Annotated in this window: 15 protein-coding genes; 3 read left to right on the top strand and 12 right to left on the bottom strand. The window is 68.9% G+C overall.

Annotated features, from left to right (window positions below):
- Positions 1-35 precede the first annotated feature (35 nt).
- Complete coding sequence (locus tag A5789_RS24605; protein WP_064906940.1) at positions 36-2,777, bottom strand: AAA family ATPase; 2,742 nt, start codon at positions 2,775-2,777, stop codon at positions 36-38.
- 123 nt (positions 2,778-2,900) lie between these two features.
- On the opposite strand from A5789_RS24605, the gene A5789_RS24600 reads away from it, so the two are divergent.
- Positions 2,901-3,329, top strand: a complete 429-nt coding sequence (locus A5789_RS24600) for a nitroreductase family deazaflavin-dependent oxidoreductase (protein WP_063019192.1) — start codon at positions 2,901-2,903, stop codon at positions 3,327-3,329.
- Between the two features lie 49 nt (positions 3,330-3,378).
- Here the strand turns inward: A5789_RS24600 and A5789_RS24595 are convergent, their stop codons facing one another.
- The 6 genes from A5789_RS24595 to A5789_RS24565 all read right to left on the bottom strand — a co-directional run bounded on the left by A5789_RS24595 (position 3,379) and on the right by A5789_RS24565 (position 9,188).
- Positions 3,379-4,653 (bottom strand): MFS transporter, encoded by a 1,275-nt coding sequence (locus tag A5789_RS24595; protein ID WP_063019163.1) that lies wholly within the window; start codon positions 4,651-4,653, stop codon positions 3,379-3,381.
- Positions 4,650-5,759, bottom strand: a complete 1,110-nt coding sequence (locus A5789_RS24590) for a PLP-dependent cysteine synthase family protein (protein WP_063032123.1) — start codon at positions 5,757-5,759, stop codon at positions 4,650-4,652. Before A5789_RS24590 ends, A5789_RS24595 begins: the two co-directional genes overlap by 4 nt.
- Positions 5,760-5,858: 99 nt before the next feature.
- Entirely contained in the window at positions 5,859-6,269 is a 411-nt protein-coding gene (locus A5789_RS24585; RefSeq protein ID WP_146101039.1) for a hypothetical protein, read from the bottom strand.
- A 241-nt stretch (positions 6,270-6,510) separates the two neighbouring features.
- Entirely contained in the window at positions 6,511-7,119 is a 609-nt protein-coding gene (locus tag A5789_RS24580) for a sigma-70 family RNA polymerase sigma factor (protein WP_063019167.1), read from the bottom strand.
- Positions 7,120-7,604: 485 nt separating this feature from the next.
- A complete protein-coding gene (locus A5789_RS24570) occupies positions 7,605-7,805 on the bottom strand; it encodes a hypothetical protein (protein WP_064906942.1) in 201 nt (66 codons plus the stop codon).
- A gap of 192 nt (positions 7,806-7,997) precedes the next feature.
- A complete protein-coding gene (locus A5789_RS24565) occupies positions 7,998-9,188 on the bottom strand; it encodes an alcohol dehydrogenase catalytic domain-containing protein (RefSeq protein ID WP_063019173.1) in 1,191 nt (396 codons plus the stop codon).
- Between the two features lie 125 nt (positions 9,189-9,313).
- Here A5789_RS24565 and A5789_RS24560 point away from each other — a divergent pair, with 125 nt between their 5' ends.
- The gene (locus A5789_RS24560; RefSeq protein ID WP_063019175.1) at positions 9,314-9,688 is read left to right on the top strand and encodes a hypothetical protein; all 375 of its coding nucleotides are present in this window, start codon (positions 9,314-9,316) and stop codon (positions 9,686-9,688) included.
- Positions 9,689-9,692: 4 nt separating this feature from the next.
- Here A5789_RS24560 and A5789_RS35940 read toward each other — a convergent pair whose 3' ends face one another.
- Both A5789_RS35940 and A5789_RS24550 read right to left on the bottom strand, forming a co-directional pair.
- A complete protein-coding gene (locus tag A5789_RS35940) occupies positions 9,693-10,142 on the bottom strand; it encodes an STAS domain-containing protein (RefSeq protein WP_193615564.1) in 450 nt (149 codons plus the stop codon).
- A gap of 237 nt (positions 10,143-10,379) precedes the next feature.
- On the bottom strand, positions 10,380-10,553 hold the full coding sequence (locus tag A5789_RS24550; RefSeq protein WP_030518399.1) for a CsbD family protein: 174 nt from the start codon (positions 10,551-10,553) through the stop codon (positions 10,380-10,382).
- 185 nt (positions 10,554-10,738) lie between these two features.
- On the opposite strand from A5789_RS24550, the gene A5789_RS24545 reads away from it, so the two are divergent.
- Positions 10,739-11,335: a hypothetical protein gene (locus tag A5789_RS24545; protein ID WP_063019179.1), complete on the top strand. Its 597-nt coding sequence runs from the start codon at positions 10,739-10,741 to the stop codon at positions 11,333-11,335.
- A gap of 37 nt (positions 11,336-11,372) precedes the next feature.
- Here A5789_RS24545 and A5789_RS24540 read toward each other — a convergent pair whose 3' ends face one another.
- The 3 genes from A5789_RS24540 to A5789_RS37430 all read right to left on the bottom strand — a co-directional run bounded on the left by A5789_RS24540 (position 11,373) and on the right by A5789_RS37430 (position 12,943).
- Positions 11,373-11,576 (bottom strand): hypothetical protein, encoded by a 204-nt coding sequence (locus tag A5789_RS24540; protein WP_030518397.1) that lies wholly within the window; start codon positions 11,574-11,576, stop codon positions 11,373-11,375.
- A 62-nt stretch (positions 11,577-11,638) separates the two neighbouring features.
- Positions 11,639-12,013: a PLDc N-terminal domain-containing protein gene (locus A5789_RS24535; RefSeq protein WP_063019181.1), complete on the bottom strand. Its 375-nt coding sequence runs from the start codon at positions 12,011-12,013 to the stop codon at positions 11,639-11,641.
- A 192-nt stretch (positions 12,014-12,205) separates the two neighbouring features.
- Positions 12,206-12,943 (bottom strand): contact-dependent growth inhibition system immunity protein, encoded by a 738-nt coding sequence (locus A5789_RS37430; protein ID WP_227463020.1) that lies wholly within the window; start codon positions 12,941-12,943, stop codon positions 12,206-12,208.
- Positions 12,944-13,005 lie beyond the last annotated feature (62 nt).

The following is a 13,005-nucleotide window of genomic DNA, read 5'->3' as shown; positions in this document are numbered from 1 at the left end:
GTTCGCCACCGGGGGCAGCGGCATGTCCGCATCCGTCAATGCAGTTGCTCCGCAATGGTTTTCAGCTCGCCGCGCGAGGTGACCCCGAGTTTCGGGTACGCCTTGTAGAGGTGGTAGCCGACGGTGCGATGACTGAGGAACAACTGGGCGGCGATATCGCGATTGGACAGGCCCTGGGCGGCGAGGCGAGCGATCTGCAATTCCTGCGGGGTGAGTCCCGTTACCGCGGGTCGCGAACCCGATGGTGTGCCGGGCCCTCCCGGGGCGGCGCCGGTCGCGACGAGCTCGGTGCGGGCGCGTTCGGCCCAGGGGCGCATGCCGATTCGCTCGAACATGTCCAGCGCCTCGGCCAGCACCGTTCGCGCCTCGCTCTTGCGGCGGGCCCGGCGCAACCATTCGCCGTAGAGTTGCGCGGTGCGGGCGTATTCGACCGGCCGCGCCTCGCGGTCGTGCAGCCCCAGCGCCCGTGTGAAATGCGCTTCGGCGCTGTCGTCATCGGACAGCAGTGCGCGGCAACGCAAGACGAGCGCCTCGGCCCACGGCTGCCGGACCGCCTCGGCCCAGTCGGCGAGCCGATCGGCGTGGGGTTCGGCCCGGCCGGCGGCGCCGACCCGCACCGCCGCCTCGACCAGATCGGGTATCGAGCGCATCGCGCACAGGTGATGGCGCAGCGGGTCGCGGGTCAGCCGCTCGAAGCGCGACAGCGCGGATTCGGCTCGGCCCGAACCGAGTTCGAGCAAACCCAGCGACCAATGCGCCCACGCCGCACCGGGCGAGACGGAACCCGGTGTGCTGTCGGCGAGCCCCGCCTCGGCGTACTGCCGGCACCGCTGCTCGTCGCCCTCGGCGGCGTGAATATGCGCGAGGACGCTGCTGAGCTGGCTGACCCATTGGCGCTGGCCCAGATCTTCGGCCAGCCGCAGCGCCTCGGCGGCGGTGGTTCGCGCATCGCGCAGACGACCGGTGAAGATCTCCACTTCGGCGGCGAAGAACAACGTGGTCGGCAGGCGGCCGGCGGCACCGGCGCTGCGATAATCCCGGGTCAGCGCGTCGGCCGGACCGTAGACGGCGGCATCCTGGCCGCTGGCCAGCGCCACGCCGCACAGCATCAGCCGCACCTGATCCGGTATCGGTCCGCGCCGCGCGGATTCTTCCAGCGTTTGCGTCAATTCCGGTGGCGCGCCGGCGGTGTCGCGAGGATCCAGAACGCTCGCCATATAGGTCACGACCGGACGCAGGGGATCCGTGTCGGCCAGCGACACGGCGGTCAACTGCGCCACGCAGTCGCGGACATGCTGTTCGCCCAGGTACCAGCCGGTGTGCAGGGCCTGGACGAGCATGGTCGCCGCCAGCGTGGGATCGCGGTCGGCGACCTGCGCGGCGCCGTCGCGCAGCAGGGCGTCCGCCTCCGCGAAACGGCCCTGCCAGAAGTGCGCGAGACCTTCGACATGCGCGAGGCGAGCCCGCAATTCGATTGTCGCACCGGCTCTTCCGACCGCACGGCGGGCGAGCCCCGCGGCGCGCTCCAGATCGCCCGCGTTCAAGGCGGATTGGGCGGCCAGCGCCTCGCGGTGCGCGCGCAGTCCGGGCTCCGCGGTGAGCCGGGCGGCGCGTTCGTAGGCCGCGGCGGCCGCTTCGTGGCCACTGCGGGCGAGCGCACGCGCGGCCGTATCCTCCAGGGCCGCGGCGACTTCCGTATCCGGGCCGGTGGCCGCGGCGGCGGCGTGCCAGGCGCGGCGGTCGGCGTCGGCGGGACCGTCGAGCGCGGCCGCCAGTGCGCGGTGCGCGGCCACTCGCTGTCCCAGCGGGGCTCGCTGGTACACGGCGGCCCGGATCAGCGGATGGCGGAAGGCGATCGTCTCCGCCGTCTCGCCGCGCACCAGCAGTCCTGCCTCCTCGGCCGGGGCCAGATCGTCGATTCCGGCGCCGACGGCGGCCGCGGCGCACAATACCGCCGACAATTCGCCGGACTCCTCGGCCGCGACGATCAGCAGCACGTCCTGCGTCGACTTCGGCATCCGGCTCACCTGGCCGTGGAAGGCCAGCTGCAAGCGATCGGTCAACGCCAGCGCGGCGGGTTGGGCCGCTCCGGGCCCCTCGCCGCGGGTGGCATCGGCCAATTCGAGCAATGCCAGCGGATTGCCCTGTGCCTCGGCCAGGACCTGCCGGCGTACCCCGGCGGGCAGTGCGCGACGGCCGAGCAGCGCGGCGGCGGCCTCGGAGTCGAGCCCGGCGATGCGGCGTTCGGGCAGATCGGCGGCCCGGGCGAACGCGGCACCGTCGCGGGCGGCGAGGATGATCACGACTCCCTCGGCGTACAGCCGCCGGGCGGCGAACAGGATCGTGTCCAGTGAGGCACGGTCGAGCCACTGTGCGTCGTCGATCAGGCAGACCAGCCCGGTCTCGCCGGCGTATTCGGTGAGCAGCGACAACACCGCCAATCCGACCAGCATCGCATCGCCGCCGGGATCGTCGCCCAGGCGCAGGGCCGCCTCCAGCGCCGCCCGCTGGCGCACCGGCAGGGCGGGCAGATGTGCCAGCGCCGGCCGCAGCAGCAACTGCAGTCCGGCGAACGGAAGTTCGGCCTCGATTTCCACCCCCACGCCGCGCAGCACCCGCAGGTCGCCGCTGAGGTCGGCGGCGTGGTCGAGCAGGGCGGTTTTACCGATTCCGGGTTCGCCGCGCAGGACCAGCCAGCCGCTCTCTCCCGCGCGGGCCCGGTCCAGCAGGGCGGCGATCGCCGCGGTATCGGCCGCGCGCCCGTACAGCTCAGCCATGGGACCGCGGGGTGGCGGCCGCCGCGAAATGGATCACGAACACCGGACCGATGATCGCATACCGCGCATCACCGGTATTCCCACGTGCGCGCCTCCCGCCGCGGACGCCGGTTCGACAGCAGAATGCAGCTCATGAGCGATTGGAACACCGCGATCATCGAGGAATTTCGAGCCAACGAGGGCCGCGTCGGCGGCGATTTCGAGGGCGCGCCGATGGTGCTGGTGCATCACCGCGGCCGCAAATCCGGCCGCGAACTGGTGACACCGATGATGTACCTGGCCGACGAGGAGAACCCCGACGCCATCTACATTTTCGCGTCCAAGGCCGGGGCTCCGACCAATCCGGACTGGTACTACAACCTGACCACCGCCGGGTCGGCGGAGATCGAACGCGGCACCGACCGCTATCCGGTGTCGGTGACCGAGGTGACCGGTGAGCGCCGCGACCGGATCTTCGCCGAACAGGCCCGCCGCTATCCCGGATTCGCCGGCTACGCCCGCAAAACCGAAGGCATCCGCACCATTCCGGTGCTGGAACTGCGACGCGCATGACCTGTCCGGTACTCGTCCGCGGCTGCGGACGAGTACCGGACACCGCCGATCACGCGGATTCGCGCACCGACTCCGTCGAAACAGCTTCTTCGTCAAGGGATTGCGCGCGTGCGGTCCGCTCGAGCACGGCCAGCGCGACGGCCGCGAGGGCCCCGATCGCGGCGAAGCCACCCCACACCAGCGCGTCGAGTCCGGCCGACCGCGCGGCGTCGACCACCACGCCGGTGACGAGGTTGCCGGTCAGGATCCCGACTCCGACCACCGTGTTGTACAACCCGTAGTGCGTGGCCACGAGTGCGCCTCCGGACAGCGAGACCACCGTATCCATTTCGAACGGGAAGACCGCCGCGGTTCCGACCGCCAGAATCGCCGCCGACATCAGCAGCGCCGCAACGGCAGCCACCGTGCCGAACGGCCGCGGCCCCGGTATCAGCAGCAGCGGCAGGAAGGACGCGGCCAGCACGCCCATGCCGGCCACGAGACCGCGGCCGGTCCCCCACCGGCGGCGAAACCATGCGGTGATGCGCAGCTGCCCGGCCACCGCGACCACCCCCGACACCACGAACAACGCCGAAGTCAACGCCTGCGCGTGGGCGGGGCTCAGATATTCGGCCTGCAACGGCAGCGCCAGATAGACCTGGAAGGACAGCACGTACGAGCCGATCATCGCGACGGCGAAGGCCAGGAATCGCCGGTTGGCGAGTACGGTCCGCCAATCCTCGAGCACCGTCGTGCGCACCGCGGGATCGCCCGCCCGCCGCGGCGGCAGCGCGAACAGTTGCGCGAGCGTCAGCACGGCGAAGACGACGGCGGCGGCCGCGGCGGTCACCCGGAAGTCGGTGACCAGCAGGGCGAGCCCGGCCAGCGGACCGACGAGGATACCGGCCTGATAGAAGATGTTGAAGACCGCGAATGCCTCGACCCGGCGTTCACCGGTCTCCGCGGCCAGGTACGCGCGCACCGCCGGATTGAACAGCGCACCAGCGAAACCCGTTGCGGCCGAGGCGATCAGCAGCATCGGCAGGGAGGTGGCGAAGATCAGCAGGGCGAATCCCGCCGTGCGCAGCAGACAGCCCGCCACGATGAGCGGTTTGTACCCGAGCCGGTCGGCGAGCGTGCCGCCGACGAGGAACATGCCCTGCTGGGAGAAGTTGCGCACGCCCAGCACCAGCCCGACCGCCCACGCCGCCAGACCGATCGGCCCGGCGAGATATCCGGCCAGGTACGGCATGAGCATGTAGAAGCCCAGGTTGATGCCGAACTGGTTGATCATCAGCAGCCGAGCCGCCGGGTCGAAGCTGCGGAATCGGGCGAACAGACTCATGCGGCGGGCTCCGGGTCGAAGGTGCGGGGGTCGACGACGGTGGTGCAGCGAGTCCACGAGGTCACCACTCGCTCGGCGGGATGGCCGATCGTGTCGGGTTCGACGGGTGGATCGGCATCGAGCAGACCGTGTTCGTCGCAGTAGGCGTCGTTGTAGACGGTGTCGGCGTAGCGATGCGGCCCGTCGGGAAAGACCGCGGCGATCCGGGTGCCGGTGTCGTGCACGCGCGCGGCCCAGCCCGCCACCAGCGCCACCGCGCCGACACTCCAGCCGCCGCTGGCGTGATGGGTGGCGGCCAGTGTCCGGCAGGCCCACACCGCCTCGGCCGGTGCCACCCAATGGATTTCGTCGAAGGCGGCGTAGTCGACGTTGCGCGGATGGATGCTCGAGCCCAGCCCACGCATGAGGCGCGGCCCGGCCGGCTGGCCGAAAATCGTCGAGGACACGGTGTCGACGCCGATCAGCCGCAGCCGCGGATTGTTCCGGCGCAGCACCCGCGCCACGCCCGCGGAATGCCCGCCGGTCCCGACCGCGCACACCAGCACATCGACGCGGCCCAATTGCTGCACCATTTCCAGGGCCAGCGATTCGTAGCCGTCCACATTGTCGGGATTGCTGTACTGGTCAGGACTCCAGGCCTCCGGTTCGGCGGCCAGGAGAGCCGCGACCCGGTCGCGTCGCGCCTGTTGCCAGCCGCCGGCCGGATGCGGCTCGGTGACCGTCTCCACCTGCGCGCCGTAGGCCCGCAGCAGTCGCACCACCATCGGTTCCATGCCGGGGTCGGTGACCACGGTCACCGGATGCGCGTACACCATCCCCGCCAGCGCAAGACCCAATCCCAAGGTGCCGCTCGATGATTCGACGATGCGCGCACCGGGGCGCAGGTCGCCGCGATGTTCGGCGCGGCGCACCATGTGCAACGCCGGGCGGTCTTTCATACCGCCCGGATTGGCGCCTTCGAGCTTGGCCCAGAAGCCGCGGCCGCGACCGCTCAGCGGTTCGCCGATCCACAGCACCGGTGTATTGCCCACCAGTCCGCGCGGACGCTGCGCCGGGATCGGTGCTGCCGGAATCGGCTGTGGGTGGTCGAGCACGATGTCGTCCATGACTGTCGCTTTCGGTGTCTCCGCCCGGTGCGGGCGGTACGGATGCGGGCAGCGGACACCGGCCGCCGGCATGAGGGCCGGCGGCCTGTCGCTGACCGATCAGCGGCGGGCGATACCGAAATGCGTCAGAATGTCGCGACCGGTGCGCGGCGGCGGGCCCGGCGGTCCGCGCACGGCGGTCGCGAGAAAATGCGACGTGGCGGCGGTGGCGGGCTCCGCCGCAGCCCACAGCTGACCCGGTGGCCAGAGTTTCGCCGGATCGGCCGGGAGCACCGAGTCCAGCACCATGTGCCGGTCGTGCGCACAGCAATCGTCCCAGGCGGGCAGATGGGAACCGAGGTGGACGAGTGCCGATTTCGCGGCGGCGGAGGAGGCAGCGGCGCCGGATGTCTCCGCCTCGGCGACCGTGCAATCGGTGTGCAGCGCGACGAGAGTGAGGAGGAAGACGAAGATCAGGGCCGCGACACCTCGCCGCGGCCGGGGCACGGGCCGGGTCGGACACCGATCCACCAACCCAGCCTCCTCACCGCGAGTGTCTTTGCCGCACAACACCTTCGCACGGCGCTGCCGAACACCGAACCGGTGGCCGTCCCAGCAATGGGGACCGCCACCGTAGCCTCGTTTACATCTACTACTTATGTACGTAACTAGTAGATCATAGCCGTCGAGAAGGCGGGCGCCGCCGCCGAAGCGACACCTCGCAATATACCCCTAGGGGGTAGAAATACCAACTACCGGGAAGCGGCTGCGCTCACTTCGTCTCGTCGCGCGACTTCTCCGAAAGTCTGGAACCGAGTGTTTTCAAACCGGCCCGGATACGGGCCTTCGCGGTAGGCAGCGGGATACCCAGATCCTGCGCCACCTCCGGATAGGTGCGACCACCGTAGAAGGCGAGCAGGATCGCCTCCCGCTGGCGATGACCCAGCCGGTGCACCTCCCCCGCGACCGACCGCTCGTCGAGCCGCTGCGTCACCTCGTCGAACACCACATCACATTCCGGCTGATACTGATTGCGACCGAACGCGCGCTCCCGGTCCGCCAGCGATTGCTCCGAGCGCACCCGGTCGACCGCACGCCGGTGCGCGAACATCATCAGCCAGGCCATCGGGCTGGCCCGCCCGGCGTCGTATTCGCCGGCCGCGGCCCACGCCTGCAGATAGACCTCCTGGCTCACCTCCTGAGCCAATCCGGGGCTGCGCAGAATAGCGGTCAACCGTGCCATCAGACGGGAATTGGTGCTGCGATAGAAGGCGGCGAAGGATTCGGCGTCCCCGGCCGCGGACTTGTGCAGCAAGGTAGCCAGCTCCGCTGCGGTGATGGTGGTCGAACTACTCTGACGGTAACGCTGATCGATGTCCATCGCACACCGTTTCGTTTCGCGGGATAGTCGTTACCTGCGGTGAGAATCGGCTTCATTGCCGAACCGCCCTGTTCAATCCTTGCGCCACCGAGCGCCGATGCTCGCGGCCGAACGCGTGATACCCGATCCGAACCGCCGGAACCGGCGGACCGGTGCCGTCACATTCAACGACATATCTAGCATCGAGAGATGAGTGCCAGATGTTAACCACAAAAATGGAACAATCTCGAGAACGTCGGAATTCCGCGATCGGAGCAGCCGCGGCGACCGAAATTCCCGAGGGCTTCTCGGGCTCCGCCTCCCGCACCTCCGCGAGGCGCGAATCCGAGCCCGAGAGTTTTCACACCCGCCCGACGCCGTACCGCGAAGACCGTGCCCGAACCCGGGCCGGCGGCTGAAGACATCGTGGTGTGCGGGGCCCGACAGCCGCGTAGGCCGGATCGATGATCCGGCCTACGCTGTCGAGTCCGTCGTGGCGATTCGGGTCAGCGACCGCCGTGGCTGTGCTGACCGCCGGCCTGCTTGGCCGCGGTCGGCTGCGCCTGGGCGCCCTTGCGCCCGGCTTCGTGCGGATCGGCGGCGTTGCGCTGGCCGAAGCTACCCGTGCTGGCCCGTCCGCCGCGACGAGCCTGTTCCTCGGTGTCGCTGCGGTTGCCGAACTGTCCGGGATTGTTCCGGTCGGCCATTGCGGACCTCCTTCGCAGTAGGGACTTCTTCGATCGCGACCGGCGTACTGCCCGGCCACATCAGAGGCTCTACCCGGGCCTCCCGAGGCTATGCGCCGAGATCTCGACCGATTGCGAAAGCACTGGTCGGACGCGGAAATATATTGCGGCACCACGCGATTCGGACACCGAGGCCGAGGACCGCAGCCGCGATCACGCGGCGGCCGGGTCGAGCACCACCTTCACCATGCCGTCGGCCTTGCGCTGGAAGTCGTGATACACCCGCGGCGCCTCCGACAGCGGAAGCCGATGGGTGGCAAAGGTTTCCACCCCCAGCGGATCACCGTCCTGCAGGAGCGGAAGGATGTCACCCACCCACCGCTTGACGTTGGCCTGACCCATCCGCAACTGAATCTGCTTGTCGAACAGGATGCGCATCGGCAACGGGTCGGCCATCCCGCCGTAGACCCCGGACAGCGAGATCGTGCCGCCGCGCCGCACGATGTCGATGGCGCTGTTCAATGCCGCGAGCCGGTCCATACCGACGGTGTCCATCAGCTTCTGCGACACCATCGCCGGAAGATAGCCGGCCGAGCGCTGCGCCAATTCCGCGACCGGTGATCCGTGCGCCTCCATACCTACCGCGTCGATCACACTGTCGGGGCCCCGCCCGTCGGTGCGGTCGCGGATCACATCCCCGATCGAGGCGCCGATCTGTTCCATATCGACCACCTCCACACCGCGATCGGCCACCCGGCGCAATCGTTCCGGCACCCGGTCCACGCCGATCACGCGGTATCCGCGATGGGCGGCGATCCGGCACGCCATATCCCCGATCGGCCCCAGCCCCAGCACCGCCACCGAGCCGCCGTCGGGCACGCCGGCGTATTCCACTGCCTGCCACGCCGTCGGCAGTACATCCGACAGATACAGGAAGCGGCTGTCGTCGGGGCCGGCCGGAATCGGGATGTGGGTGAAATCGGCGTGCGGAACCCGCAGGTACTGTGCCTGCGCGCCCGGCACCTGCCCGTAGAGCTTGGAGTATCCGAACAGGGCTGCGCCGCTGCCGTATTCGCGCACCTGGGTGGTCTCGCACTGCGTCGGCAAACCGGTATCGCACATGACACAGTGCCCGCAGGCGATCTGGAACGGCACCACCACCCGGTCACCCACCGACAGCGACCGCACTTCCGAGCCGACGTCGACCACCACCCCGATCGGCTCGTGGCCGAGGACATCGCCGGCACTCATGTACGGGCCGAGCACCTCGTAGAGGTGCAGATCCGACCCGCACACACCCGAGGAGGTCACGGCGATGATGGCATCGGTCGGTTCCTCGATCCGAGGGTCGGGCACCTCGTCCACCGAAATCTTGCGGCGGCCCTGCCACGTCACTGCTTTCATCGTGTCACCTCGATCTGCATGTGTGCTGGATACGGCCACCGTCGGCCTACCCGCCGCCCGGATGGCCAAACGAACGGGCGCGCCGCCGACGGTTTGCGGCAGGCGATTGGGGGCACGCGGAGCACATGGCTGGAAACGAATCCGACGAAGACCTGCTCACCTCGACCGAGGGACTGGACTCCGACGATGTGGGCAACGACGACGGCGACGAGATCGTGGAACCGCCCGACGACTGGTCGGGCGTCGACAGCTACGGCATGACGGCCGGCGAGCAGCGCACGGAACGGCCACTCTCCCAACGTCTGGCCGAAGAGGAACCCGATGTGGGGACCAGGCCGCCAGCCGAGCCGGCGCTTCCGGAATCCGGTGCGACCGAAGGCCTGGATTCGATCCGCACCGGCTCACCCGGCGGCGCGAGTGACACCGATGCCGTAGAGGAGATCGTGCGGCGCGAATCCGGCACCGACGACGATTCCTACTTCCCGCTGCCCGACGAGTAGCGACTCACCCGGGGGTGGCGGCGATCGCGGGCCCGGTCACGTCGTGCAGCGCACGGCTGACCGCGCTCACGACCGTCGAATGGATCGGCAGTTGCCGAGTCACCGAATCCAGTTCGGCGATCCGCTTGATCGTCCGGGACTGGGTGACCAGGCACAGATGCACGCCCGCGGACCGGTAATCCTCCGCCTCGCGGGCCAGCGTCAGCAGGGCGCGCCAAGACAAGAAGCTCAGGCAATTGGTGTCGATCACCACGATGCGCATACCGCTCTCGGCGGCGGACCGGATGCGTTCGCACCATCCGAACATCGTGTAGCTGTCGGCCTCACCGCGGAACGACAGCACCAACGCCGGGCCGCGAGTGCGCACAACTGCGGACAGGCGCGCTTCGGCAACGTGAGAGGTGCCGGGTTCACCGGCGGGGGTTACGGGTCGTACTTGGGCGCTCGAGCTCATTGAGGTCTCCAACCGGAGCCGAGGGCAACGGGCACGAGCCCGCTGCGGGCGTCCTACCACATGAAGACCGACCCGCCCTACCTTCATAACAGAGACACAGCAGTCTGTACAGCCGAAACGGCATAAGCCCAGCTCCAGCACATGTGCCGCGAGCGCCGCGGAACGCGGCGAGGCCCGGACCGGGCGCATCTGCTGCACCGGTCCGGGCCTCGGGAGGAGGAGTTGTGCCGGACGAGATCAGTGATCGAAGGCGTCCTTGACCTTCTCGCCCGCGTCCTTCAGGTTCGACTTGGTCTGATCGGCCTTGCCCTCGTTCTTCTTGTCCGGATCGCCGGTGGCGGCACCGAGCTTCTCCTTCGCCTGGCCGGCGGCGTCCTCGAGCTTGTTCTTGGCCTTATCGATGGCACTCATACCGTGCTCCTTCCGAATTTGCCGGACCACCCGCACGATGCGGGTCGCATTGATGGCGATAACCACGCAGATGCCGGTCAAACATGTGGCCGATCGTGGCGAAGATCCACTCCGAACGCCGTTTGTCCGGGGCGGGAACGGTTATTCTCCGACCGTGCCTCTGCCGGTCGTGGTGGGAGAGTGAAATGGTGCGTACTACCTACGCGGTGCTGCGGGCCGGACGGATCGCGCCGTGGACCCGCTCGCCGTTGATGCGCCGCGCCGACCGCTTCGAACAGGCGCTGCGGCTCGCACTGGTGGTGGGCGCGTTCGCCGCGATCCTGCTGGCCGTCGCCGCCGGCACCGCCCAGTATCGGGCCGAGCTCGCCTCGATCCACGCGGAAAACGCCACGAAAACCGCTGTGACAGCGGAGGTTACGAGCGATCCGATCCGGATGCCGGCACCCAGCGGTATGTTCGCCGATCAGCTCCGCGCCGAGGCGCAGTGGAGCCGCGACGGGCAACCGGGCCAGGCGATGGTCGACGTCGACGGCACCACGCATCGCGGCGACCGGATCCCGTTGTGGCTCACCACCCACGGTGATCCGACCACACCGCCGGTCGCCGACGACGCCGCGGTCGCCAAGGGCATCGCCACCGGCACGGCCGCCCTGCTCGCCTGCTGGGCGCTGGCCTACGCGCTCGCCCGAGGCACCGGTTACGCACTGGATCGGCGCCGGGCCGGCGAATGGGAACGCGAATGGCGGCGGATCAGCCCGCACGTGGGACACGGGCACTCCTGAGCGCCGACGTCGGCCGAAGGCCGTCGCACGTGTTGCCTCAATCCGGCAGTCGGCGCATCTCGATCAACGTCAGTCCCAGGGCATCGATGCGGGCCAGCACGCTGCGCATCGCGGTGTAGTCCTCGAGCGGGCCGAACAGCGCGGTGGTGCCGGGCGCGGCCACGCTACTGCGGGCCAGTTCGGGAAATTCGGCGCAGATGTCGCCGGACAGCTCCCCGGCGACGATGAATTCGTAGCGCACCGCATCGCCTCTCGATCCCCTGTGCCGTGCGGTGGGCGCAGGCACCCTGTCGTCACCGCGGCTCAGGCCAGGGCGCGGCTCTTCAGCTGCTCGAACTCCTGCGCGGTGATCGTGCCCTCGTCGAGGAGCCGTTTGGCGTCGGCGATCTGGGTGGCCGAATTGGTTCCGGCCACCTCCTTGATGTAGGCGTTCTGCGCCTCCTCGGCCTCCTTCGCCGCCCGGGCCGAACGCTGCGCCATGCCGCCGCCACGCACGATCAGGTAGACGAGCGAGGTGAGCAGCGGCAGCACGAACATGAACACCACCCACACCGCCTTCACCCAGCCGGACGTGCCGCGATCCCGGAACAGATCGGTGAAGATCCAGAACAGCAGTATCAGATACGCGGCGAACGCGAAACTCATGATGATCAGCCAGAACACATCCCACACGGGCATGACGTCTCCTCGATGACAGCGTCCGGCTTCCTCCGAACGGCTTCCCGCGACCGTGCTTCCACCGGGGCAGCGACCACCGCGGTACGCAGACCAGTTCACGCCGCGGACCCCGTGCGGCGCTTCACCCGTTGCGGGTGAGCTCGTGCGCGACGCCACCGGACTCGAGGGCCGGACCGTTCACCGGCGATCCGTTCAGCCTTCGCCGGGCAGCTCGGTGAGGAAATCTGTTACAGCGCGCCATATTTCCTCGTGCGGTGCACCGTGCTGGGTCAGATCCCCCAGATCTCGCACCTTGTCGACGACGTGTCGTATCCGGACGAGCGCGACGGGATCCTGCTCCCAGTGTTCCCGGTCGACTCGCAGGGTTGCGACCAGCAGGTCACCCGGAAACAGATCGCCCGCGAGCAGCGGATCCCAGTTCAGCCGGACCAGCACGCGCGGCAGCAGTACGCCGACACCTACGCGTTGCTGCAGAAGGCAGCGCATATCCTCGACGGTCAGATCGCCGATCGGCTTGCGCCGCAGTTCGTCGACGGTGCGCATCAGGGCGGTCGCATCCGCCGGCAAGGCCGGCCACACGTCGTCTTCGAACTGGTCCACCGACAGGTCCTCGTCGGCATCCGCGCACACCGTCCACCTCCCGGCTTCGTGCCGGAAGAACAGGACGGCGACGTTGTCCGGTGCGTGGGTGATGCGCGCGAGGGCCACATCGCCGTAGACGCGGATACCGGATACCTCGAAAGCGGGCGCACCGATCGGATCGACCGGCGGCTCGTCGTAGTCCGGATCGGACACGTCGTCCAGGAATTGTTCGGCTTCTTCGGCGCACATCAACGCCGCCATCTCGCGAGGAATCCCGCGCTCGGTCGCCACCCAGAACTCGGTGATCAGCTCCGAGATCACAGACGCGTCGTCCACCGAAGATCTCATGCCGACATCCTGCCCCGAATCGCCGACCGGACTCCTGCCCGTGATGGGAAACCCCCACGCCG

Origin of the sequence: Nocardia sp. 852002-51101_SCH5132738, from assembly GCF_001665695.1 — a bacterium.
GTDB lineage: Bacteria > Actinomycetota > Actinomycetes > Mycobacteriales > Mycobacteriaceae > Nocardia > Nocardia nova.
This window is presented reverse-complemented; position numbering and strand designations above follow the sequence as displayed.